22 protein-coding genes are annotated in these 20640 nt (G+C 68.0%); 9 read left to right on the top strand and 13 right to left on the bottom strand.

Features of this window, described 5'->3' with window-relative positions; all coding sequences use genetic code 11:
* Window positions 1-30: 30 nt before the first annotated feature.
* From KY493_RS12595 to KY493_RS12585, 3 genes are read left to right on the top strand one after another with little or no spacing between them, the layout of a single operon-like run.
* Window positions 31-312, top strand: a complete 282-nt coding sequence (locus KY493_RS12595) for a hypothetical protein (RefSeq protein WP_219896673.1) — start codon at window positions 31-33, stop codon at window positions 310-312.
* Complete coding sequence (locus KY493_RS12590; protein ID WP_219896672.1) at window positions 309-608, top strand: type II toxin-antitoxin system RelE/ParE family toxin; 300 nt, start codon at window positions 309-311, stop codon at window positions 606-608. The genes KY493_RS12595 and KY493_RS12590 overlap by 4 nt, the downstream gene beginning before the upstream one ends.
* The gene (locus KY493_RS12585; RefSeq protein ID WP_219896671.1) at window positions 605-1765 is read left to right on the top strand and encodes an aminotransferase class V-fold PLP-dependent enzyme; all 1161 of its coding nucleotides are present in this window, start codon (window positions 605-607) and stop codon (window positions 1763-1765) included. Before KY493_RS12590 ends, KY493_RS12585 begins: the two co-directional genes overlap by 4 nt.
* A gap of 4 nt (window positions 1766-1769) precedes the next feature.
* Here KY493_RS12585 and KY493_RS12580 read toward each other — a convergent pair whose 3' ends face one another.
* The gene (locus KY493_RS12580; RefSeq protein ID WP_255567893.1) at window positions 1770-2726 is read right to left on the bottom strand and encodes a hypothetical protein; all 957 of its coding nucleotides are present in this window, start codon (window positions 2724-2726) and stop codon (window positions 1770-1772) included.
* Between the two features lie 72 nt (window positions 2727-2798).
* Window positions 2799-3848 carry a GTPase ObgE gene (gene obgE, locus KY493_RS12575; protein ID WP_219896670.1) on the bottom strand — a complete coding sequence of 350 codons (1050 nt, stop codon included), beginning with the start codon at window positions 3846-3848 and terminating at the stop codon, window positions 2799-2801.
* A gap of 101 nt (window positions 3849-3949) precedes the next feature.
* Between obgE and KY493_RS12570 the strand changes: the two genes are divergently transcribed.
* Window positions 3950-4321 carry a cupin domain-containing protein gene (locus KY493_RS12570; RefSeq protein ID WP_219896669.1) on the top strand — a complete coding sequence of 124 codons (372 nt, stop codon included), beginning with the start codon at window positions 3950-3952 and terminating at the stop codon, window positions 4319-4321.
* 57 nt (window positions 4322-4378) lie between these two features.
* Here the strand turns inward: KY493_RS12570 and KY493_RS12565 are convergent, their stop codons facing one another.
* The 5 genes from KY493_RS12565 to KY493_RS12545 form a co-directional block, all read right to left on the bottom strand.
* Window positions 4379-5833, bottom strand: coding sequence for an NAD-dependent succinate-semialdehyde dehydrogenase (locus KY493_RS12565; protein WP_219896668.1), 1455 nt, complete (start codon window positions 5831-5833; stop codon window positions 4379-4381).
* Window positions 5834-5912: 79 nt separating this feature from the next.
* Window positions 5913-6050 carry an entericidin A/B family lipoprotein gene (locus KY493_RS12560; protein ID WP_219896667.1) on the bottom strand — a complete coding sequence of 46 codons (138 nt, stop codon included), beginning with the start codon at window positions 6048-6050 and terminating at the stop codon, window positions 5913-5915.
* 50 nt (window positions 6051-6100) lie between these two features.
* Window positions 6101-7936 carry a sensor histidine kinase gene (locus tag KY493_RS12555; protein WP_219896666.1) on the bottom strand — a complete coding sequence of 612 codons (1836 nt, stop codon included), beginning with the start codon at window positions 7934-7936 and terminating at the stop codon, window positions 6101-6103.
* A 1-nt stretch (window position 7937) separates the two neighbouring features.
* Entirely contained in the window at window positions 7938-8549 is a 612-nt protein-coding gene (locus KY493_RS12550; RefSeq protein ID WP_219896665.1) for a sigma-70 family RNA polymerase sigma factor, read from the bottom strand.
* A complete protein-coding gene (locus tag KY493_RS12545; RefSeq protein WP_219896664.1) occupies window positions 8546-8752 on the bottom strand; it encodes a NepR family anti-sigma factor in 207 nt (68 codons plus the stop codon). Before KY493_RS12545 ends, KY493_RS12550 begins: the two co-directional genes overlap by 4 nt.
* 199 nt (window positions 8753-8951) lie before the next feature.
* Here KY493_RS12545 and KY493_RS12540 point away from each other — a divergent pair, with 199 nt between their 5' ends.
* The gene (locus KY493_RS12540) at window positions 8952-9746 is read left to right on the top strand and encodes a response regulator (RefSeq protein WP_219896663.1); all 795 of its coding nucleotides are present in this window, start codon (window positions 8952-8954) and stop codon (window positions 9744-9746) included.
* Between the two features lie 297 nt (window positions 9747-10043).
* On the opposite strand, the gene hisS is transcribed toward KY493_RS12540, so the two are convergent.
* The 6 genes from hisS to typA all read right to left on the bottom strand — a co-directional run bounded on the left by hisS (window position 10044) and on the right by typA (window position 16871).
* Window positions 10044-11576: a histidine--tRNA ligase gene (gene hisS, locus KY493_RS12535; protein WP_219896662.1), complete on the bottom strand. Its 1533-nt coding sequence runs from the start codon at window positions 11574-11576 to the stop codon at window positions 10044-10046.
* A 41-nt stretch (window positions 11577-11617) separates the two neighbouring features.
* Window positions 11618-12187: a DUF4893 domain-containing protein gene (locus KY493_RS12530; protein WP_255567892.1), complete on the bottom strand. Its 570-nt coding sequence runs from the start codon at window positions 12185-12187 to the stop codon at window positions 11618-11620.
* Window positions 12188-12361: 174 nt separating this feature from the next.
* On the bottom strand, window positions 12362-13129 hold the full coding sequence (locus KY493_RS12525; RefSeq protein ID WP_370627380.1) for a hybrid sensor histidine kinase/response regulator: 768 nt from the start codon (window positions 13127-13129) through the stop codon (window positions 12362-12364).
* Window positions 13130-13135: 6 nt separating this feature from the next.
* Window positions 13136-13711 (bottom strand): HAMP domain-containing sensor histidine kinase, encoded by a 576-nt coding sequence (locus KY493_RS12520; RefSeq protein ID WP_219896659.1) that lies wholly within the window; start codon window positions 13709-13711, stop codon window positions 13136-13138.
* Between the two features lie 64 nt (window positions 13712-13775).
* A complete protein-coding gene (locus KY493_RS12515) occupies window positions 13776-14759 on the bottom strand; it encodes a DUF4167 domain-containing protein (protein WP_219896658.1) in 984 nt (327 codons plus the stop codon).
* 279 nt (window positions 14760-15038) lie between these two features.
* On the bottom strand, window positions 15039-16871 hold the full coding sequence (typA, locus tag KY493_RS12510; RefSeq protein WP_219896657.1) for a translational GTPase TypA: 1833 nt from the start codon (window positions 16869-16871) through the stop codon (window positions 15039-15041).
* 168 nt (window positions 16872-17039) lie between these two features.
* On the opposite strand from typA, the gene KY493_RS12505 reads away from it, so the two are divergent.
* From KY493_RS12505 to trpB, 4 genes are read left to right on the top strand one after another with little or no spacing between them, the layout of a single operon-like run.
* Window positions 17040-17939 carry a class I SAM-dependent methyltransferase gene (locus tag KY493_RS12505; RefSeq protein WP_219896656.1) on the top strand — a complete coding sequence of 300 codons (900 nt, stop codon included), beginning with the start codon at window positions 17040-17042 and terminating at the stop codon, window positions 17937-17939.
* A 34-nt stretch (window positions 17940-17973) separates the two neighbouring features.
* Window positions 17974-18717, top strand: a complete 744-nt coding sequence (locus KY493_RS12500) for a pseudouridine synthase (protein WP_219896655.1) — start codon at window positions 17974-17976, stop codon at window positions 18715-18717.
* A 33-nt stretch (window positions 18718-18750) separates the two neighbouring features.
* A complete protein-coding gene (locus KY493_RS12495; RefSeq protein ID WP_219896654.1) occupies window positions 18751-19392 on the top strand; it encodes a phosphoribosylanthranilate isomerase in 642 nt (213 codons plus the stop codon).
* A gap of 32 nt (window positions 19393-19424) precedes the next feature.
* Window positions 19425-20639 (top strand): tryptophan synthase subunit beta, encoded by a 1215-nt coding sequence (trpB, locus tag KY493_RS12490; protein WP_219896653.1) that lies wholly within the window; start codon window positions 19425-19427, stop codon window positions 20637-20639.
* The last annotated feature ends 1 nt before the right edge of the window (window position 20640 follow it).

Below are 20640 nucleotides of genomic sequence, written 5' to 3'. Positions count from 1 at the left end.
TGCACGATCTTGAGCGGAAAGGAGGTTGCCATGGGCAAGCCTGAGCGCATCACCTTCGAGGCGTCGGCGGAGATCGCTGACGGCCTCCGTTCCGCCGTCTCGTCGGGAGAGTTCGCCTCGACTGGAGACGCACTGACTGAGGCCGTGCATCACTGGCTCATCGGCCGTGGCGCCGAAGATCCTGAGGCGAGTGCCTTGAAACGTCGTCTCTCGGCCGGACTGGATGGCGCCGGGATAGACGCTGACGTGGTCTTCACACGCCTTGAAGCGAAGTACCAGGCGATGATCGACGCTCAAGAGCGGGGAGAATGAAGGTCGTCTTCTCCTTGGGGAGCGCCCGCGACCTGGAAGATATCGCCGACCACATTTCCAAGGACAACCCGCGAAGAGCACGCAGTTTCGTCGCGGAGCTTCGTCAAGCGGCGTTGGAGTTGAGCGCGTCTCCGTTGATCCATCCAAGCGCCAGCTTCGACGCGCGCATCCGGCGTGCGGTCCATGGGTCCTGCAACATCTATTACGCCGTTCTGCCTGCCGAACTTCGCATCCTTGCGATCGTACATGGATCGCGTGCGCATGATGCGGTGTTGTTCGATCTGGTGCGAAGATGACGTTCAAGCCCCTGTTCTCTCGCGCCCTGTCGCTTGCGCCGGACCGGCTGCATTTCGCCGCGCACAGCCATCATCTGTGGCCCGATGCGAGCTTCGAGGCGCAGCAGCAGGCGTGGATCGACGCGAACGCCCATGCGGATCGCAAGTGGGACCTGGTGTTCGGACAGGTGATCCCGGAGGCTCAGGGGCATGTCGCGCGCGAGCTGAACCTGCCTTCGCCGGACAGCGTGGTGTTCTCGTCCAACACCCACGATTTTCTGCTGCGCATCTTCTCCGGGTTCGAGCGCCGGCCGGTCCGTATCCTGTCCACGGACGGCGAGTTTCACTCGTTCCGCCGCCAGGCGGATCGCTGGATCGAAACGGGCGAGGCGGTGGTCACGCGCGTGCCGCTGGAGCCGTTCGGCACTTTCAGCGAGCGGTTCCTCGCAGCGGCCGAACAGGGCGCCTACGACTGGATCGTGGCGAGCCACGTCTTTTTCCGCACCGGTCAGGTGTTCGATCGGTTCGAGGCGCTGGCGGAGCTGGCGCGGCCGGAAGGGCCCTGGGTGTTGATCGACGGCTACCACGGCTTCATGGCGACGCCGACCGACCTGTCGCGCGTGGCGGATCGGGTGTTCTACACCGCAGGCGGATACAAATACGCCATGGCGGGAGAGGGGGCCTGCTTCCTGCATGCGCCGGACGGCTTCTGCCCGCGTCCGGCGATCACCGGCTGGTTCGCGGAGTTCGGCGACCTGTCGGGGCCGCCAGGCGGGGTCCAGTACCGCAGCGACGGCGGTCGCTTCTGGGGCGCGACGTTTGATTGTTCGGCGCTGTATCGCTTCAACGCAGCGCGCAGGATGCTGGCGGAACGAGGGCTGGATACGGCTGCGGTCGCGGACCACGCCCGCACCCTGATGCGTTTGTTCCAGGACGCGGCGGCGGACGGCCAAGCCGGTCCCTTGTCGCAGGCGGCCCTGCTCAATCCGCTCGATGGGGAGGGCGCGCGCGCGCGCTTCCTGGCGCTGCGCCATCCGGAGGCGGCGCGCTGGCGCGAGGCGCTCTTGGCCCGCGACATCGTCACCGACGTGCGCGACGATGTGATCCGCTTCGGCTTCGGCCTTTATCAAGACGCGGATGACGTCGAGCGCCTGATCGCCGCCTGCGCCCAGCTTTGAACGGTCAATAGAAGGTGGTGTCGTCGCCGCGTTTCGCCTGTGGGGGCTGGCGCGGCTGCGCGGGACGCGGGGATCGAGGCGCTGCGGCCGGAGCCTGTGGTTGGGTGTTCGGGGCAGTCTGGGGTGTCGGCGCCGCGGGCGGGTTCACGGACGGTGGAGACGCCCCTGGAGGCGTCGCTGACGGCGGAATGGCGGGCAGATTCGGATAGGGAAGGCCAGGATCGACGGGCGCCGGTTGCGGCTCAGGGGCCGGCGGCTCCTCGGCGGGCGGTTCGGCGTCTGTAGGCGTCCGCGCCGGAGTTGAGCGACCAGAGGCGTCGAGGTCGTCTCGGACAAAGGCCCAGGATCGGTCGTCAGCGCAGGCGCAGGCCTTGAGGAAGCCTTGGCGGTCGCGCCACAGCACGATGGGATAGCGCGCCTCCACGCCCGCCTCGCGCAGCAGCGTCGTCAGCCGTTCGGCGAAGACCTGTCCGGCCTCGACCACCGCCGCGCGAGCCAGATTGCGATCGGCGTTTGGCAGGTCTTCGGCGGGCCATTGCCTGGCGGGCGTGGCGCTCCACCGCTCATAGAGGGTCCAGTCGCGCGTCAGCCACAGTTCTGCGACCGTGGCGCGCTCGGCCGCCGTGGACTGCCTCTGCCCGTTGCGGTCAGGCCGCGCAAAGACAATGGCGCGGACATCAACGCCGGCCGCCCGCAGTCGCGGCGCTTCCTCGCGCTCGAAGCGACGGGCGGCCGGGTTGTCGTGGTAGGCGACGATATAGAGCGGCGTGTCCCCGCCGCCCGGCGACACCCAGGAGGCCTCGTCCAGCAGGCGCTGGATCTCGGCCGGCGCGCGGCTGATCGTCACCGGCTGAAAGCGGGAATAGAAGTTCCAGTAGGCCCAATAGCCCGCCGCGACCAGCAGCGCCCCGACGACGAGGGCCAGGATCGACCAGATCAGCACGCGTCTCAAGGCGGTCACCGGCGTCTCCTCAGCTTCACCGTTCGTAGCCTGAACGCAGCCGGCGGCAAACCGTTGTCGGGCGATGTCGGATCAGGGCGTCCAGACGGTGGTCTGAGCGATCTCCGCTTCCGGATCGACGACTTCGCCGCGCGTCTTCCTGACCTCGGCCCAGGCCGCGCGCAGCAGTTCCGGCACGCCCTCGCCCGAGACGCCGGACACCAGCATGGGCCGGCGACCCGCCACCGCTTCGAGTTCCGCGGCCTTTTCCTCGCGCATCTCGGGCGTCAGGGCGTCGATCTTGTTCAGCGCCAGGATCTCGGCCTTGTCGGCCAGGCCCTCGCCATAGGCCTCCAGCTCGCCCCGGATGATGCGATAGGCCTCGGCCACATCGTCCTGCGTGCCGTCGATCAGGTGGATCAGCGAGGCCGAACGCTCCACGTGACCCAGGAACCGCGTGCCCAAGCCGGCGCCGTCCGAGGCCCCTTCGATCAGGCCGGGGATGTCGGCGATGACGAACCGCTCGGTCGGCGACAGATCGACCATGCCGAGGTTGGGCGTGAGCGTGGTGAAGGGATAATCGGCGACCTTGGGCCGCGCTGCGCTGGCGGCCGCCAGGAAGGTCGATTTTCCGGCGTTCGGCAGGCCCGCCAGGCCGATATCTGCGATCAGCTTCAGCCGAAGCCAGATCCACCGTTCCTGGCCGTCCTGGCCGGGATTGGCGTGGCGCGGCGCCTGATTGACCGGGCCCTTGAAGCGGGTGTTGCCCCAGCCGCCGTTGCCTCCCTTCAGCAGCAGTTCGGACCGGCCCGCGACATCCATGTCCAGCAGCACCGTCTCCTTGTCCTCGTCCAGCACCTGGGTGCCGACCGGCACCTTCAGCACCACGTCGTCGCCCTTGGCGCCGTGCATCTGGCGACCCTGGCCGTGGTTGCCGGTCTGGGCCTTGAAATGCTGCTGGTAGCGGTAGTCGATCAGGGTGTTCAGCCCCTCCACCGCCTCGATCCAGACATCGCCGCCCCGACCGCCGTCGCCGCCGTCGGGGCCGCCATTGGGGATGAACTTTTCGCGCCGGAACGACACGGAGCCCGCGCCGCCCGAGCCAGAGCGGATATAGATCTTGGCCTGATCAAGGAACTTCATCGGCGGCTTATGCCGCAGATGCGCGGCTTTTTCGAGCCTGCGGCCGAACCGCGTGCGCGCAGGGGTGTTGAGTCGGCTCCCCACCCGAGCAAGGACCGATCATGGCCGTCTTCAACAAAGACATCATCAAGCTGACCACCGACAACAAGCACTTCCAGAAGGAGGTGTACTACGACGAGCAGTGCCAGATCGTGATGATGAGCATCGAGCCCGGCGACGACATCGGCGAAGAAACGCACGACGCCGACCAGACCACCTTTTTCGTGGCCGGCGAGGGTCAGGTCGTGGTCGACGGCTCGCGGTCCAAGGTCACGCCAAACCACATCGTGGTCATCCCCAAGGGCGCCCTGCACAACATCATCAACAAGGGCGAGGAGCCGCTGAAGCTGTTCACCGTCTATTCGCCGCCCGCCGAAGAAGAAGGCGTGTCGCACAAGACCAAGGCAGAGGCGGAAGCGGCCGAAGAGGACTGATCCCCCTGTCATGCTGAACAAGGGGCGGGCGCCGAAAGGCCGCGCCCCTTGCGGTTTCTAGCGAAGGGCCAGGGTGACGGCCTTGACGTTCACATATTCGTCGACGCCGTGGTGCGAACCTTCCCGGCCGTAGCCGGACTGTTTGACGCCGCCGAACGGCGCGACCGCGGTGGAGATGATGCCGGTGTTGATCCCGCACATGCCCGCTTCGATCCGTCGGCCCAGCCGCATGGCCCGGTCCAGATCGCGCGTGAACAGATAGGAGGCGAGACCTAGATCGCTGGCGTTGGCCTTGCCCAGCACCTCTTCCTCGCTGTCGAAGGGAAAAACGGGCACCAGCGGACCGAAGGTCTCTTCCTCGCGGAACAAGGCATCGTCGCCGCCGAGCGTCACCGTGGGCTGGAAGAAGCGTCCGCCGCGCTGGTGACGGGACCCTCCGGTCAGAACTTCGCCGCCGTCCGCGAGGACCGCAGCCACGTGCTTCTCGACCTTGTCCAGCGCCTTGTCCTCGATCAAGGGCCCGACCTTGACGCCCTCGTCGAAGCCGCCGCCGACCGGCAGTTTGGCGACCTCGGCCGCCAGAAGTTGCGCGAACTCGCGCGCCACCGATCGCTCGACATAGACGCGGTTGGGACAGACGCAGGTCTGGCCCGAGTTGCGGAACTTGCCCTTGATGGTCTCACGGACAGCGAGGTCCAGGTCGGCGTCGGCGAAGACGATGAGCGGCGCAGCGCCCCCAAGTTCCATCGACACGCGCTTCAGCGTCGGCGCGCACTGCTCGGCCAGCATCCGACCCACGGGCGTCGAGCCGGTGAACGACAGCTTTCGGATCAGGGGCGAAGCGGTCAGGGCGCCGCCGATCGTGGCCGCGTCTCCGGTGACGACGCTGAGCACGCCCTCCGGCAGCCCGGCCTGGTAGGCCAGCTCCGCCAAGGCGATGGCGGTGAAGGGCGTCTGGCTCGCCGGTTTGACCACGGCTGTGCAGCCGGCCGCGAAGGCCGGCCCCAGCTTGCGCGTCAGCATGGCGGCGGGGAAGTTCCACGGCGTGATCAGGGCGCAGGGCCCCACCGCCTCGCGGAAGGTCAGGATCAGGTGGCCGAGCGGGGTGTCGTGCGTTTCGCCGACCAGGCGTTCGGCCTCGCCGGCGAACCATTTGATGAAGCCGTTGGCGTAGGCGACCTCGCCCTTGGCCTCCTCGAACGGCTTGCCGTTCTCTATCGACATCAGGGCGGCGAGGCCGTCGGTGTTGTCGTCGATCAGCCCGGCCCAGTCGCGCAGGAACCGACCACGCGCATGGGAATCGCCTTGGGACCATGCGGGAAACGCATCATGGGCGGCCTGGATCGCCTGTTCGGTTTCGGAAGCGCCCAGCCTGGGAACATGGCCGATGATCTCGCCGGTAGCCGGATCATCGACCGCGATACTCTCGCCGGATCCACGCGATGGTGTTTTGCCGATCAAGGCATGTTCGCGCAGCAGAGCGAGGCCGGCCTGGCGAGGATCTTGGGTCATCGGTCTGTCTCCACAAAGCAAAAGAGGCCCGCCGTGTGGCGAGCCTCCCGTGTTGTCTTCAGTTGCGCGTCCGAGCGACTCAGCAGGTCTGGCCCTGGGCGCAGTCGGTGACGGCCTGACCGGCCGCCTGGGTGTCGCGGCCCACGCCGGAAATGGTGTTGCAGGCGGCGGTCGTCAGGGCGGCGGCCGCGGCGACGAGAACGAACAGCTTGCGCATGGGAGCGGCTCCGATGGGGCGCCGGCGTTGTTGACGTCGGCTGTTCAAAGTCAACGCGACGGCCGGGCGACGGTTCCGAACGGCCGAACGGGCTGGTCGGTCGGATCCACCGGGGTCAGGGCTTCGGGCGTGGCGAAGGTCATCCGTGCGATGGCCCCGCCCGACGGCGCGGCGACCAGTTCGAACTCTCCGCGCAGCTGCTTGGCGAAGGCGCCCATCAGGGTGCGGCCCACGCCGGACTGGGCGCCGGCGGCCGAGGCGCCCGGGCCGTCATCCTCGACCTCCAGAACGCTCGTGTCGCCATTGACGCGGAAGCGCACGTCCAGCCGCCCGCCGCGACCGGCAAAGGCGTGCTTCTGCGCATTGGTGACCGCCTCGACCAGCCACAGGGCCAGGGGCGCCAGTTTGTCCGGATCGACCACCAGGGAGTCGGCGTCGATCCTGGAGACCACCACAGGCCCGCGCGACGCTTCGCTGGCGACCAGCTGACCCACCAGCTCGGTCAGGAACTCGCGCGCATCGGCGTGGCGGATGTCTTCACTTTGATAAAGCGTGCGATAAATCAGGGCCAAGGCGGAGATGCGCTGACGCGTGTCGCCGAGCGCCGCCTTGGCCGGCGCATCCGTCAGGGCCCTCTGCTGCATCGACAGCAGCGAAGAGATGATCTGGAGGTTGTTCTTCACTCGGTGATGGATTTCGCGCATCAGCGCGTCCTTTTCCATCAGGCTTTCCGTCAGTGAACGGTCGCGCGCGACAATGGCTTCGGCCATTTCGTCCAGGGTCCGCGCCATGGTGCGGATTTCCGAGGGGGCGTTCGTCGCCTGCAGAGGGCGCACAGAGAACCGACCCTTGGCGTAGATGGCGGCGATCCGCTCCAGATAGTCGAGCCAGCGGATAAAGATGCGCTCCGACAGCAGCATCACCGCCGCGAACGCCGTCAGCCAAGCCCCCAGCGGCAGCAGCAGCGTGCCGATCGGGTTCAGGCGCGCCCAGGACAGAAGGCCGGGCGCCGGCGCCGACAACAGCGCGTAGATATCGCCGCCGGCCAGGACGGAGCCGGCGTAGTAGCGCCGCTCTCCATGCGCGTCCTTGCCCTGGAATACCGACGCGCCCTCGTTGGCGCGCGCGACCCATCCGCTCAGCGCCTGATCTCCCGAAAGACGAAAGGTGTCGGGGTCGGTGGCCACCAGCAGCTGTCCGGCCGCATCGGTCAGGGCGGCCTGGGAATCCTCAGGCAGGGACGGATCGTCGATGTCCGGCTGCAGTGTCTGCAGAGGAATGACCGCAGCCATCGCCCCGTCGAAGCCGCCCATGGGCCGCTCCGCGCGAATGGCGACGATCAGGGAAGGCCGGCCGTCAGAGACGCTGGGCGGCGCGCGCATCACCACCAGCTCGTCGCCCTGCCGCAACCGCTGGAACCAGGCTTCGCCCGCGCTGCTGCGGCCGCTGATGGCGGGCGTCTCCATCGAAAGCGGATCGGCGGCGGCGGGATCGGCGACAGGCGGCGCCGGCGACGAGGAGTCGCAGACCATCCGGCCGTCGGGCGTCAGGCGATAGAGCCCCTCATAGCCCTCGAGCCTGTCGACAAGCGCGGCCATTCGGGTGCGGCAGTCGGGATCGTCAACGTCGGGGCTCATGGCCCTGAGCAGCACCTGCGCGCTGTCCAGGCGGCTCTTGGTCTCCGCCGCGCTTCGACCGACCGCGAGCGCCAGATCCTGGCGCCGCTCTTCCGCCTGGGCGCGGAAGTGATCCTGGGTCTGGATGATGCTGAGGATGAAGATCGGCAGCAGGGCCAGCGCCATGGACACGCCCAGCCGGAACCGGATGCCCTGAAAACGGGGCGAGCCGCGACCGAAACTTCGGCCCACGGCCGCCAGGCGCCTCATGTCAGTTCCGGGCGCCGCTCAGACGGTCGGCGTCGGCCAGAATCGAGCGCATGGCGTCGCCGGCGGCCTTGCCGTCGCGACCGTATCCGCCCTTCTCCAGGGTGGCCTGAAGCGCGCGGCGCGCGCGGCTGACGCGGCTCTTCACCGTGCCGACGGCGCAGCCGCAGATCTCGGCCGCCTCTTCGTAGGCGAAGCCGCCGGCTCCGACGAGGATCAGGGCTTCGCGCTGCTCTTCGGGCAGGGTCTTCAGCGCCTGGCGCAGTTCGTCCAAGGCGACCGGCGCCTCGGGGTCGTCCACGGCCACCAGGGTGCGCTCGGCGGCTTCCTGATCCAGTTGCGACTGGCGCCAGGAGCGGCGCTTTTCCGAATAGAACTGGTTGCGCAGGATCATGAAGGTCCAGGCCTTCATGTTGGTGCCCATCTGATACGAGGCGCGGGCGTCCCACGCCTTCATCATGGCGTCTTGCGCCAGATCGTCGGCCGCGGTCGGATCACCGGTCAGCGTGCGGGCAAAGGCGCGCAGATGCGGGATCAGGGTGACCAGTTCGATCTTGAAGGCCGCGTCGTCGGCGGACGGCGGCTTGGGCGCGGCGCCCAGGCGTGCAGTGCTCATGAGCGATCGCCTTCCGACGAACGAGCGTCGGCGCGGCGCAGGATGTCCAGGAATTCGTCGGGAACCGGCTCGTTGACCACCTGGTCGAACATGTGCCGCAACTTTACGCCGATGGCTTGCTGGCGCAGACGCGCCTCTTCGAGCCCGGCTTCCTCATTGGACGCGCCAGAGTCTCGCCGCGAGGCGTGGGAAGAATCAGTCATATACGGGACACCGCCCCCAATTGCAGTGTGATGGTCAAGCGGCCTAAACGCCGCCGCTTGCACGCGGTTCCGGGCGCGCTTGCACTTTATTGCGGGTCTTGCACGCCGTGGGGGAACCGTGGTGGTGTGTATACGTTCTGCACCGCTGTAACGCTTCCCCGATTGCATCGGGGCGGCCGATTTCCGTCGGGGAGTATTCATGAGTCTCTTGGCCAGGCTGGCGCCGCACCTTCCGTATGTTCGTCGTTATGCGCGGGCCCTGACCGGCGATCAGGCGACGGGCGACAACTATGTCCGCGTCGCGCTGGAAGCTCTGGCCGCCGGCGAGCAACAGCTGCCGCCCGAGATGACGCCTCGCGTCGCGCTTTATCATGTGTTCCACGCCATCTGGTCCTCGACCGGCGCGCGGCTGGAGGACGAAAGCGGCCTGGACGGCGGCGACGACGCCTCGCGCCGGCTGATGCGCATCTCGCCGCGCTCGCGCCAGGCCTTTCTGCTGACGGCGCTGGAAGGGTTCACCCCTTCGGAAGCGGCGCAGATCCTCTCGGCCGATCCGCGCGATGTTGAGCGGCTGATTTCCGACGCTCAGTCCGACATCGACGCCGAACTGGCCACGGACGTGCTGATCATCGAGGACGAGGCCATCATCTCGGCCGACATCGAAAGCCTGGTGCGTGAGCTCGGCCACCGGGTCACCGGCACGGCCACGACCCACGACGAGGCGGTCGATGCGGTGTCGCGCCATCGTCCCGGGCTGGTGCTGGCCGACATCCAGCTGGCGGACGGATCGTCCGGCATCGACGCGGTCAAGGACATCCTGAAGAGCATCGACGTGCCGGTGATCTTCATCACCGCCTTCCCGGAACGCCTGCTGACCGGCGAGCGTCCCGAGCCGACCTTCCTGATCACCAAGCCCTTCCAGCCGGAGACGGTGAAGGCGGCGATCAGCCAGGCGCTGTTCTTCCACCCTTCGCGTCAGAAGGAAGCCGCCTGATCCGCGACTGAATCGACAAGGCTTCAACAAGGCCGCTTCGCCCCAGGCGAGGCGGCCTTTGTCATGTCCAGAAGGCGCAGGCAGAGGCCCAGACGCGAAAAAGCCCGCTGCGGGGGATACATCGCAGCGGGCTCTTTGCGCTCTTGCTGAGCGGACGTTTCCTCCCCGAAACGCCTTCAAGAAGCACCGCGTTTGCGTCTGGCCTCTCGAGTGAGACCAAATGACGCCTTCCCCGGGCTCAAGTCAACGCGGCCACGCCGCACGATCAAGCTTTCTTCGAGAAAACGTCGAAAACGATCAAAAAGCGGGTTTGTTTATCGAAGCCTGTTCGAGAATGGACTGGAGAACGGCGGCCAGCTGGTCACGTGGGATCGTGCGCTGGCCGGGACGTTCCGCCTTCCACGCCTCATTGTCGGCAATGCCTTGGGCAGCCGCGCGGCCGGCGTCGAGGTCCTTGATGGTGACCAGACCCTGGGCGATCTCGTCGCCGCCCAGCATCACGGCGGCTGGCGCGCCCCGTCGGTCGGCGTATTTCATCTGCGCCTTCATGCCGGCCCGCCCGAGATAGAGTTCGGCCGAAATGCCGGCCTGACGCAGTTCGGCGACGGCTGACAGATAATGCGGCATGTCGGCGTCGGAGAAGGCGATCACCACCACCGGGCCTCGCATGGCGCCAGCCGCGCCATGTCCTGCGGCGCGCAAGGCGGCGGCGAGACGCGACACGCCGAACGAGAAGCCCGTCGCGGGCAGGTTCTGACCGGTGAAACGCGCGACCAGATCGTCGTAACGGCCGCCGCCGCCGATGGAGCCGAACCGCACCGGCCGCCTCTTGTCGTCCAGAGTCTCCAGCAGCAGCTCGGCCTCGAACACCGCGCCGGTGTAGTACTCCAGCCCCCGCACGATTGTGGGGTCGAAGCGGACAACCGACTCGTCCACCCGCATGGCCGCCAAAGCCTGATCGATGGCCGACAGCTCGCTCAGCGCCGCCTCGCCCGCCGCACCCAGGGCCGCGCCGCTGTTGGCCACCGCGTGCAACGTCTCGGCGCGTGTCCCGGGGGCGTCGGTCGCCGAGGCCAGAAAGGCCCCGATCGCATCGGCCACGGAGGCGGGCAGGCGCGCGCCCTTGGTGTAGTCGCCGGATTCGTCCAGCCGCCCCTCGCCCAGCAGGGCCGCGACGCCCTCCCAGCCCAGGCGGTCGAACTTGTCCACGGCCCGAAGCGCGGTCAGGCGCTGGGCCGGATCGGTGACGCCGCCGGCGTCGAACAGGCCGTCGAACAGCTTTCGGTTCGAGACGCGGATCACCGCCTGGCCATCGGCCAGGCCCGCCGCCCTCAACCCCTCGCCCGCCATGGCGATGATCTCGGCGTCCGCTTCAGGGCGGTCCGATCCGACGGTGTCGGCGTCGCACTGCCAGAACTCGCGGAAGCGGCCCGGCCCGGGCTTTTCATTGCGCCACACCGGGCCATAGGCATAGCGCCGGAACGGCTTGGGCAGGGTCTCCCAGTTCTGGGCCGCGAACCGGGCCAGGGGGGCGGTGTGGTCGTAGCGCAGCGCCATCCAGTCGCCGGGCGTGTCCGATCCCGCGTCGTCCTGAAGCGCGAACACGCCCTCGTTGGGCCGATCGGAATCCGGCAGGAACTTGCCCAGGGCGTCGGCGTATTCGAACGCCGGCGTTTCCAGCGCCTCGAAACCCCAGCGTTGGTAGACGCGCGACACCTCGGCCACGATGCGGCGTTCGGCCAGCAGGTCCGGTCCGCGCTTGTCTCCGAAGCCGCGAGGATTGCGGGCGAGAGGGCGGGCGGCGGCGTTGTTGGGGGTGTCGGTGCTCATGGCGGGCGATTAAGCCATCGCCTCCGCCGCCGCAACGCGCCTCAGGTCGCCGGAACCAGTTCGATGAGGTCCAGGGTCGATTCCGCCTGCGGCCAGGGCGTGACAAGCCGCCAGCGGCGCTCGCCGATCCGCTCCAGCACCGCCAGCACGTCCCGATCCGCAGATTGGCCGTAGGGCAGCGTCGTTGTCTCCCCGCCCAGAGCCATCGCGCCCAGCATGACCATGCGCTGGTCGTCATCGGCGAACAGGCGGCCCGACGGGCGCTGCGATCCGGTCAGCTTGGTGAAGCGCAGTCCATCGGAGCTCTGTTCGATGCGGCAGGCGAACCAGCCGTAGACGACATATCCCAGCCCCGCTTCCTCGCCTTCGACGTCCGATTGCGAGCCCAGCTTGACCGTGCGGCAGCGATAGGCGCCCGGCGGAGGCGAGACGCCAGGCCGCGCCGCATCCTGCGCGATCAACTCGCCCAGGCGCGTCAGGTCGCCCGATCCGGGCAGGCGCCGGGACTGCTCCAGCGCCCTGGTCCAGGCCTCGGCCAGTCGGTCATGACGGCCGCGGTCGGCGGCGCTGGCCTGCGCCCGCCAACCCGACAACGCGGGCGTCGGCGCCACTGACGCCTCTGCCGGAGGAATCGCGGCAGGAGGCGTCGCGCAGCCGGAGGCGACGAAAGCGAGGGCGAGGATCGATCCGGGGCGGGCGAGACGCAAATGGCGGCTCCTTGCAGAACACGCCCGTGTTGATCCGCAAGGAGGGGGTCGCGTCAAGAGCCATGTGCGAAGTCGGCCTCAAGCGCAGGCGAGATCGCGCGGCCGCATCTCGTCGTCTGCGCCGTCGCTGGACGCATGGTCCAAGGCCTGCTGAAGCGCCTGCAACAGTGCCGGGACATGCAGCGGCTTGGCCAGATAGGTCGAGAACCCGGAGGCCTGTGCTCGCGCCAGATCGTCCGGCAGGGTGCTGGCCGACAGAGCGATCACCGGGATGTCGCGGGTCAGAGGATCGCTGTCCAGCCGCGCCTTCAGCTCGATCCCGTCCATCCCGGGCAGGTTGATGTCCAGGATCACGACGTCCGGCCGCAGGTCGCGCGCCAGGGTCAGCCCCTCCGGCCCAGTCTCGGCCACATGCAGCGTCAACGGACCCAGCGCCGCGATCACCTGACGCATCAGGGCGATGTTGGACGGGTTGTCTTCGACATACAGCAGGGTCGCGTTCGGCAATGGACGGTTCGGCGCCGTGATCATCGGCGCTTCCCGACGAACAGCCCGGGCCAGGGTAAGGGCGAGGTCGAGACCTTGGCCGGAGGCTGCGGCCTCAAGGCGCCCGCCCATCGCCTCCGCCCATCCCCGCGCGAGGGCAAGGTTCATTCCGTCGCCTTGCGGGCTGTCGGCGCTGTTCGCGCAGCCAAACGGCCTGAACAGTTCGCCGAGGTCCTGGGGGCTCGGCGCAACGCCGCTGTCGGACACATGAAGGGTCAGCTCGGCCGCGGTCGCCTCTAGACCGATGTGAACCTCGGCGCCGGACGGGCTGCGCCGGATGGCGTGGCCGACGACGGTGATCAGCGTTTAATGCAGGCGCCCGCGATCGGCGGCGATGCAGACGCCGGCCTGCGGCGATGGGGGGCGCAAGACCACGCCCCTGTCCTGAGCGAGCGGCGCCAGCCGCTCGCAGACCTGGCGCAGAAGGACCTGCGGATCCACGCGCTCCATCGACATCGACAGGCGTCCGGCCTGCAGGCGGGCAAAGGCGGTGACCTGCTCAACCAGGTCCAGCAGTTCGGATCCGGCGCTCAGGATCTGATGGACCGCCTGATCCTGACGGCGGGTCAAAGGCTCGGCGCCCGCGTTCATCCGCATCAGTTCGGCAAAGCCGATCACGGCGTTGAGCGGCGTCCTGAGTTCATGACCGAGGCCGTCGAGGAAGTCCGACTTGGACCGGCTGGCCTCGGAGAGCCGCAGCGCCTGGGCCTGCGACAGCTCGAGCGCCTGATCCAGGGCCCGGGTGCGTTCCCGCACCCGTTGCTCCAGCCCGTCGTTTTTTCGTTGCAGGCGCTCGGCCGCGCGGCGCGACCTGATCGCCATCTTCAACCCGGCCATGGCCCCGGCGAGCGCCAGGGCGACCACCACCGCCACCAGTTCCATGCGTGATCCTCCCGTTCGAGGGGATCATGCGATCAACTGGTTGCTTGCGCGTGAATATTCGCGTTCAGGTTGTTTCGGGTTCTTCCGAACGCGGCGCGGACTCGGACTTGCGCCGGGGCGCGCGACGGCGAGGCGCATCCTCGACCGGCTCATCGACGCTTTCGGGACGGGTCGAGCGCGTCAGGAAACCGGGCAGAGCCGAGCCGGATTCGTCTTCAACCGGTGCACGCGGCGTTCGCGTGCGCCGAGCGGGACGTGCGGCCGGCGTCTCGGCTTCGTCGAAGGTCGTCACGGCCTCGTTCGACCCGGCGATCGGCGCCTCGGCTGCGGGCTCCCGATCAACCTCAGCACTCGCCTCGGACGGAGCGTCGATCGCGTCTCCGGCTTCGGCCTCGCCGTCTCCGGAGGATTGCGCCTCGAACCGGCGGGCGCGTTCCTCGCGGCGGCGCTCCCAGCGCTCGCGGCGGCTTTCGCGGCGGCCGCCACCTTCGCCTTCGGCGCGAGCCTCGCCCTCTTCGCCGTCCCGATCCTGGCGTTCGGACCGCTCGGGCCGCTCGAACCGCTCGGGGCGTTCCTGACGGGGGCGCTCTTCGCGCTCGCGGCGCTGCTGTTCGGCGCGCTCTTCGCGCTGACGCTGCTGCTCGGCCCGGTCCGTTTCGGCCTTTTCGGCGGCCTGCTGGGCGGCGATGAAGGCCGCGGCCTGCGCGCCGGACTCGTCTTCGAAGTCGATGTCGAAGCCCTGATGGGAGAGCTCGCGCGCGGCGATGTCGGAGAAGGACTTCTGCGGCTGAAGCGCCCGCAGCACGCGGTAGTAGTGCTCGGCGTGCTGCTGATAGTTCTCGGCCAGCACCCGGTCGCCCGAGGACGAGGCGTCACGCGCCAGCTGCTGATAGCGTTCATAGACGGTCTGGGCGTTGCCGCGGACCTTGATGTTCTCGGGACCTTGCGAGTCCCACGACCGGTTCGGATTGGCGTTATTGGCGTTGTTGGCGCCGCCGGGCTTCCTGTTGCGTCCGCGCTGACGCTTCATGCCCTTGAAGTCTCTCATGGAAACATAACCGTTCTGTGGGGCGACGACACCGGGCGAACGAAGACGCCGGGCGTGGTCCTGATCCGTCTTTCCGTCGCCTTGAAGCCTGGTCGGGGCCGATCCCCGGGGCTGGATTGCAGGAAAGCCGTCGCCGCCCGACATGGTGCGCCGACCGCTTCGGCCGACCGTCATGCATGCTCAAGGCGCAAGATTACCGGGCGACAGGCCCGACAGACTGCGTTCGAGTGGGAGACAGGGCGAGACTTAGCGCGCGTCTCGCCCCATTCCAAGTGCAAATCACTCGGGGCGAACGCGCTTTTTGCGGAACGAGGGGTTCAGCGTCTGCTTGCGCAGGCGGATCGACTTCGGCGTCACCTCGACCAGTTCGTCGTCGTCGATATAGGCGATGGCCTGTTCCAGCGACATCTGGCGCGGCGGGGTCAGGCGAACGGCCTCGTCCTTGCCCGAGGCGCGGACGTTGGTCAGTTGCTTGCCCTTGATCGGGTTGACGTCCAAGTCATCCCAGCGCGCGTTCTCGCCGATGATCATGCCCTGATAGGTCTTTTCGCCGGCGCCGACGAACATGACCCCGCGATCTTCCAGGTTCCACAAGGCGAAGGCGGCGGTGTCGCCGTCCGAGTTTGAGATCAGCACACCCTTGAGACGGCCGGCGATGGCGCCCTTGTAGCCTTCGTAGTGGCTGAACACCCGGTTCAGCACGCCCGAACCGCGCGTGTCCGTCAGGAACTCGCCCTGATAGCCGATCAGCGAACGTGACGGGCATTTCAGGCTGATGCGGGTCTTGCCGGCGCCCGACGGACCCATGTCGGTCATCTCGGCTTTACGGGCCGACAGCTTTTCGATGACGATGCCCGAGAACTCGTCGTCGACGTCGATCATGACGTCCTCGATCGGCTCCAGCTTCTCGCCGTTCTCACCTTCCTGGAAGACCACGCGGGGACGTGAGATCGAGACCTCGAAGCCCTCGCGGCGCATGTTCTCGATCAGAACGCCCAGCTGCAGTTCGCCACGGCCCGCGACTTCATAGGCGTCGCCGCCTTCGGTCGTCGTGACGCGGATCGCGACGTTGGCTTCGGCCTCCTTCAGCAGGCGGTCGCGGATGACGCGCGACTGGACCTTGTCGCCTTCGCGACCGGCCAGGGGGCTGTCGTTGACCGAGACGGTCATGGAGATGGTCGGCGGATCGATCGGCTGTGCGGGCAGCGCCTCGGTCACCTCCATGGCACACAGGGTGTCGGCCACGGTCGCCTTGGACATGCCGGCGATGGCGACGATGTCGCCCGCTTCCGAGCCCTCGTCCAGAGCCTGACGCTTCAGGCCGCGGAAGGCCAAGACCTTGGTGATCCGGCCGCGCTCGATTTCCTTGCCGTCACGATCCAGAGCATGGATGGCCATGCCGGGGACTGCCTTGCCGCTTTCGATACGGCCGGTCAGCAGGCGGCCCAGGAACGGATCGGACTCGATCAGCACGTCCAGCATGCGGAACGGCTTGTCCTTGTTCTCCTGAACCTTGGGCGGCGGCACATGGTCGACGATCAGGTCGAACAGCGGGGCCAGGTTGTCGTTGGGCTGGTTCAGATCCATCGTCGCCCAGCCGTTGCGGCCCGAGGCGTAGATGTGGGGGAAATCCAGCTGCTCGTCAGTCGCGCCGATGGCGGCGAACAGGTCGAACGTCTCGTTGTGAACGCGGTCGGGATCGGCGTGGGCGCGATCGACCTTGTTGATGCAGAGGATGGGGCGCAGGCCCATCTTCAGCGCCTTGGTCAGCACGAACTTGGTCTGGGGCATGACGCCCTCTTCGGCGTCGACCAGGATGACGCAGCCGTCCACCATGCCCAGGATGCGCTCGACCTCGCCGCCGAAGTCGGCGTGTCCGGGCGTGTCGATGATGTTGATGCGGGTTTCGCCCGCCTTGCCGTTCCAGAGCACCGACGTGCACTTGGCCAGGATGGTGATGCCGCGCTCTTTTTCCTGGTCGTTGGAGTCCATGGCGCGTTCGGTCGTCGCCTCATTGGCGCGGAACACGCCGGACTGGGCGAGAAGCTGGTCGACGAGCGTGGTCTTGCCGTGGTCGACGTGGGCGATGATGGCGACGTTGCGCAGGTTCATTTCAGGATCAGACGTGCGAGGCGGCCGGCGAGCGGACCAAAGGGTCCGGGCGGGCCGCGTGAAAAAGAAGCGACGGTTCGGGAGGCGGGCGCCTCATACAGCGTGACGCGCCGAAAGGCCAGAGGCGGCGGTTTTGGCGTTTGCCGACGCGCGAGCTAAGAGCCGCCCATGACCTCGCTTCTCTACGGCCGACCGCCGGCTGTGTTCGATCCCCCCGCCGACGCTATCCAGACCTCGCCCCTGATCCCCGAGTCCGCAGCCCTCGAGGCGATGGAGCCGGGCACGGCGGACAGCGTGATGGTCTATGCGCCGCCGGGCGTGCTGGAGCGGCGCTACACGCTGGCGATGGCGCTGAGGGCGCTGGAGGTCGGCGGCCGGCTGGACGTCATGGCCCCCAAGGACAAGGGCGGTTCGCGCCTGGCCAAGGAGATGAAGGCGTTCGGACTTGAGATCGCCGAGACGGCCAAGGCGCACCACAGGCGTTGCATCGCCCTACGTCCGCCAGCCGTGACCGGGATCGACGAGGCGATCACGGCGGGTGCGCAGCAGCTCGTGCCGGGGCTTGAAGCTTGGTCACAACCGGGGATCTTCGCCTGGGACCGGATCGATCCGGGGTCGGCCCTGCTGGCCGAGCATCTGCCCGGTCTCAAGGGCAAGGGCGCGGACCTGGGCTGCGGCTACGGCGCCCTGGCCACGGTGATCCTGCGCTCGCCACAGGTCGGCTCGCTCAAGCTGGTCGATATCGACCGGCGCGCTATTAGGGCGGCGCGTCGCAACATCGAGGATGCGCGGGCCAAGGTGCAGTGGGCCGACGTGCGAACCTTGGAGACCAACGGCGACTATGACTTCGTGGTCAGCAATCCGCCCTTCCACGACGGAGGCGCGGAGGATCGCCGGCTGGGATTGGCGTTCATCCGCAAGGCGGCCGAGATGCTGCGCCGGGGCGGCGTGCTGTGGCTGGTCGCCAACCGGCACCTTCCCTACGAGGCCGAGCTGAACGCCGCCTTCGCTCGCGTGCGCCCGGTCGCCGATGCGGGCGGCTACAAGGTGTTCGAGGCGGTGAAGTGAGCTCGCGCTCAAATAGTCCGAAGGACGATAGCGCATGAAGAAGACCCCGACCGCCCGGATCGACAAGCTGCTGGGCTCCACGGGCTACGGCTCGCGCGCGGAGATCGGCCGGCTGGCGCGGGCCGGCGGCGTGGTGCTGGACGGAGAGGACGTGCTGGACGTCTCGCGCCGCATCGCCGTCACGCCTGACCTGTCCGCGCGAATGGAGATCGATGGCGAGCCGCTCGATCCCGTGCCCGGGCTGGTCGTGCTGCTGAACAAGCCGCTGGGCATGACCTGTTCGCACAAGGAGGACGGGGCGCTGGTGTATGACGTGCTGCCCGACCGCTGGCGTCGGCGCGACCCGGCGATCTCGACAATCGGCCGGCTGGACAAGCTGACCACGGGCCTCTTGCTGCTGACCGACGACGGCGATCTGCTGCACCGCGTGATCAGCCCCAAACGCCACGTCGCCAAGGTCTATCGCGCGACCTTGGCGCGCCCATTGCAGGGGAACGAGGGGGTGCTGTTCGCCTCCGGCGAGCTGATGCTGGAAGGCGAAAGCAAGCCGCTGGCCCCGGCCGTACTTGAGGTCGTCTCTCCCACCGAGGCCTTGCTGACCGTGACTGAGGGCCGTTACCATCAGGTCCGCCGCATGTTCGCCGCCGCCGGCAACCACGTCGAGACGCTGCACCGCGAACGGCTGGGCGGCTTGGCTCTGCCTGATGATCTCGCACCGGGCGCGTGGCGGCTGTTGAACCCCGACGAGAGCGCATCGATCTTCGATGAGCCCGCTTGACCGGACGGGCGGCCGGCCACACCTGCATGCGCCATGACCCCGGCGATCAAAATTTGCGGCCTGACCACGACCCACACGCTCGATGCGGCGCTGGCCGAGGGCGCGGCGTTTGTGGGCGCGGTGGTGTTTCCGAAGAGTCCGCGCCACATCTCGCCCAGCGACGCCGGCGTCCTGTTCGAGCGGGCGAAAGGGCGGGCGAAGATCGTGGCGGTGGTCGTCGATCCAGATGACGCCTTGCTGGAGGAGATCGGGCGCACGCTGCGGCCGGATTTCGTTCAGCTGCATGGGCGCGAAACGCCGGACCGGGCCCAAGCGGTTCGGGCGCTGACCAGGGCGGGCGTGATCAAGGCGCTGTCGATCCGCGAACCCCGCGACCTGGACGCCGCGGCGCAATGGGAGCCGCATGTCGATCATCTGATGTTCGACGCCAAACCGCCGGAAGGATCGGCTCTGCCCGGCGGAGTGGGGCACAGCTTCGACTGGTCGCTGCTGGCGGGGCGTGCGTTCGGCAAGCCGTGGTTCCTGGCCGGAGGTCTCGATCCCGACAATGTAGCCGAGGCGCTGGCGGTCACGGGCGCGCCGATGGCGGACGTGTCCTCTGGCGTGGAAAGCGCGCCGGGTGTTAAGGACGCAGCCCGGATCGCGGCGTTTCTGCAGGCCGTGCGCCGGTCGTAATTCGGACGCCTCTCCGCGCCAAGGTCCTGCCCGTGAACGCCATTCTTCCCAACACCTACGCCTGGCCCGACGCGAAGGGCCGTTTCGGCCCCTATGGCGGGCAGTTTGTCGCCGAGACGCTGATGCCGCTGATCCACGAGCTGGATCAGGCCTATTCGGACGCCAAGGCGGATCCCGGCTTCCAGGCCGAGCTGGATGGATATCTGACCCACTATGTGGGGCGCGAGAGCCCGCTCTATTTCGCCGAGCGGCTGACCGAGCATTTCGGCGGCGCCAACGTCTGGCTGAAGCGCGAGGACCTGAACCACACGGGCGCGCACAAGATCAACAACTGCATGGGCCAGATCCTGCTGGCTCGTCGGATGGGCAAGACCCGCATCATCGCCGAGACGGGCGCTGGCCAGCACGGCGTCGCCTCCGCCACCGTCAGCGCGCGCTTCGACCTGCCCTGCACCGTCTACATGGGGGCGGTGGATGTGGAGCGGCAGCAGCCCAACGTCTTCCGCATGCGCCTGTTGGGCGCCGAGGTTCATCCCGTCACCGCCGGCGCGGCGACGCTGAAGGACGCCATGAACGAGGCGATGCGCGACTGGGTCACCAATGTCGCCGACACCTACTACATCATCGGCACGGCGGCGGGGCCGCACCCGTACCCGGCCATGGTGCGCGACTTCCAGTCGGTGATCGGCCGCGAGATCAAGATCCAGTCGCGCGCCCAGATGGGCAAGCTGCCGGAGGCCGTGGTCGCCTGCATCGGCGGCGGCTCCAACGCCATCGGCGCCTTTCACCCCTTTATCGACGACGAGGGCGTGCGCCTGGTCGGTGTCGAGGCGGCGGGTCACGGCCTGGACACGCCTGCACACGCGGCCAGCCTCAAGGGCGGGCGGCCGGGCGTGCTGCACGGCAACCGCACCTATCTGCTTCAAGACGAGCATGGGCAGATCGTCGAGGGCCACTCGATCTCGGCCGGGCTCGATTATCCCGGCATCGGGCCCGAGCACGCCTGGCTGCACGACATCGGCCGCGCCGAATACCGATCGGCCACCGACGCCGAGGCGCTGGAGGCGTTTCAGCTGTGTTCGAGGCTGGAGGGGATCATTCCGGCGCTTGAACCCGCCCACGCCCTGGCTCGCACCGCCGAGGTGGCGCGCGAGGTCGGCAAGGGCGGAGACGTGGTGCTGCTGATGTCGGGACGCGGCGACAAGGACATCTTCCAGGTGGCCCGCCACCTGGGCGTGGAGCTTTGAG

Source organism: Brevundimonas sp. PAMC22021, assembly GCF_019443405.1.
In the GTDB taxonomy this organism is placed as follows: Bacteria; Pseudomonadota; Alphaproteobacteria; order Caulobacterales; family Caulobacteraceae; genus Brevundimonas.
Note: the sequence above shows the minus strand (reverse complement) of the source record. Positions and strands in the feature narration are given on the sequence as shown.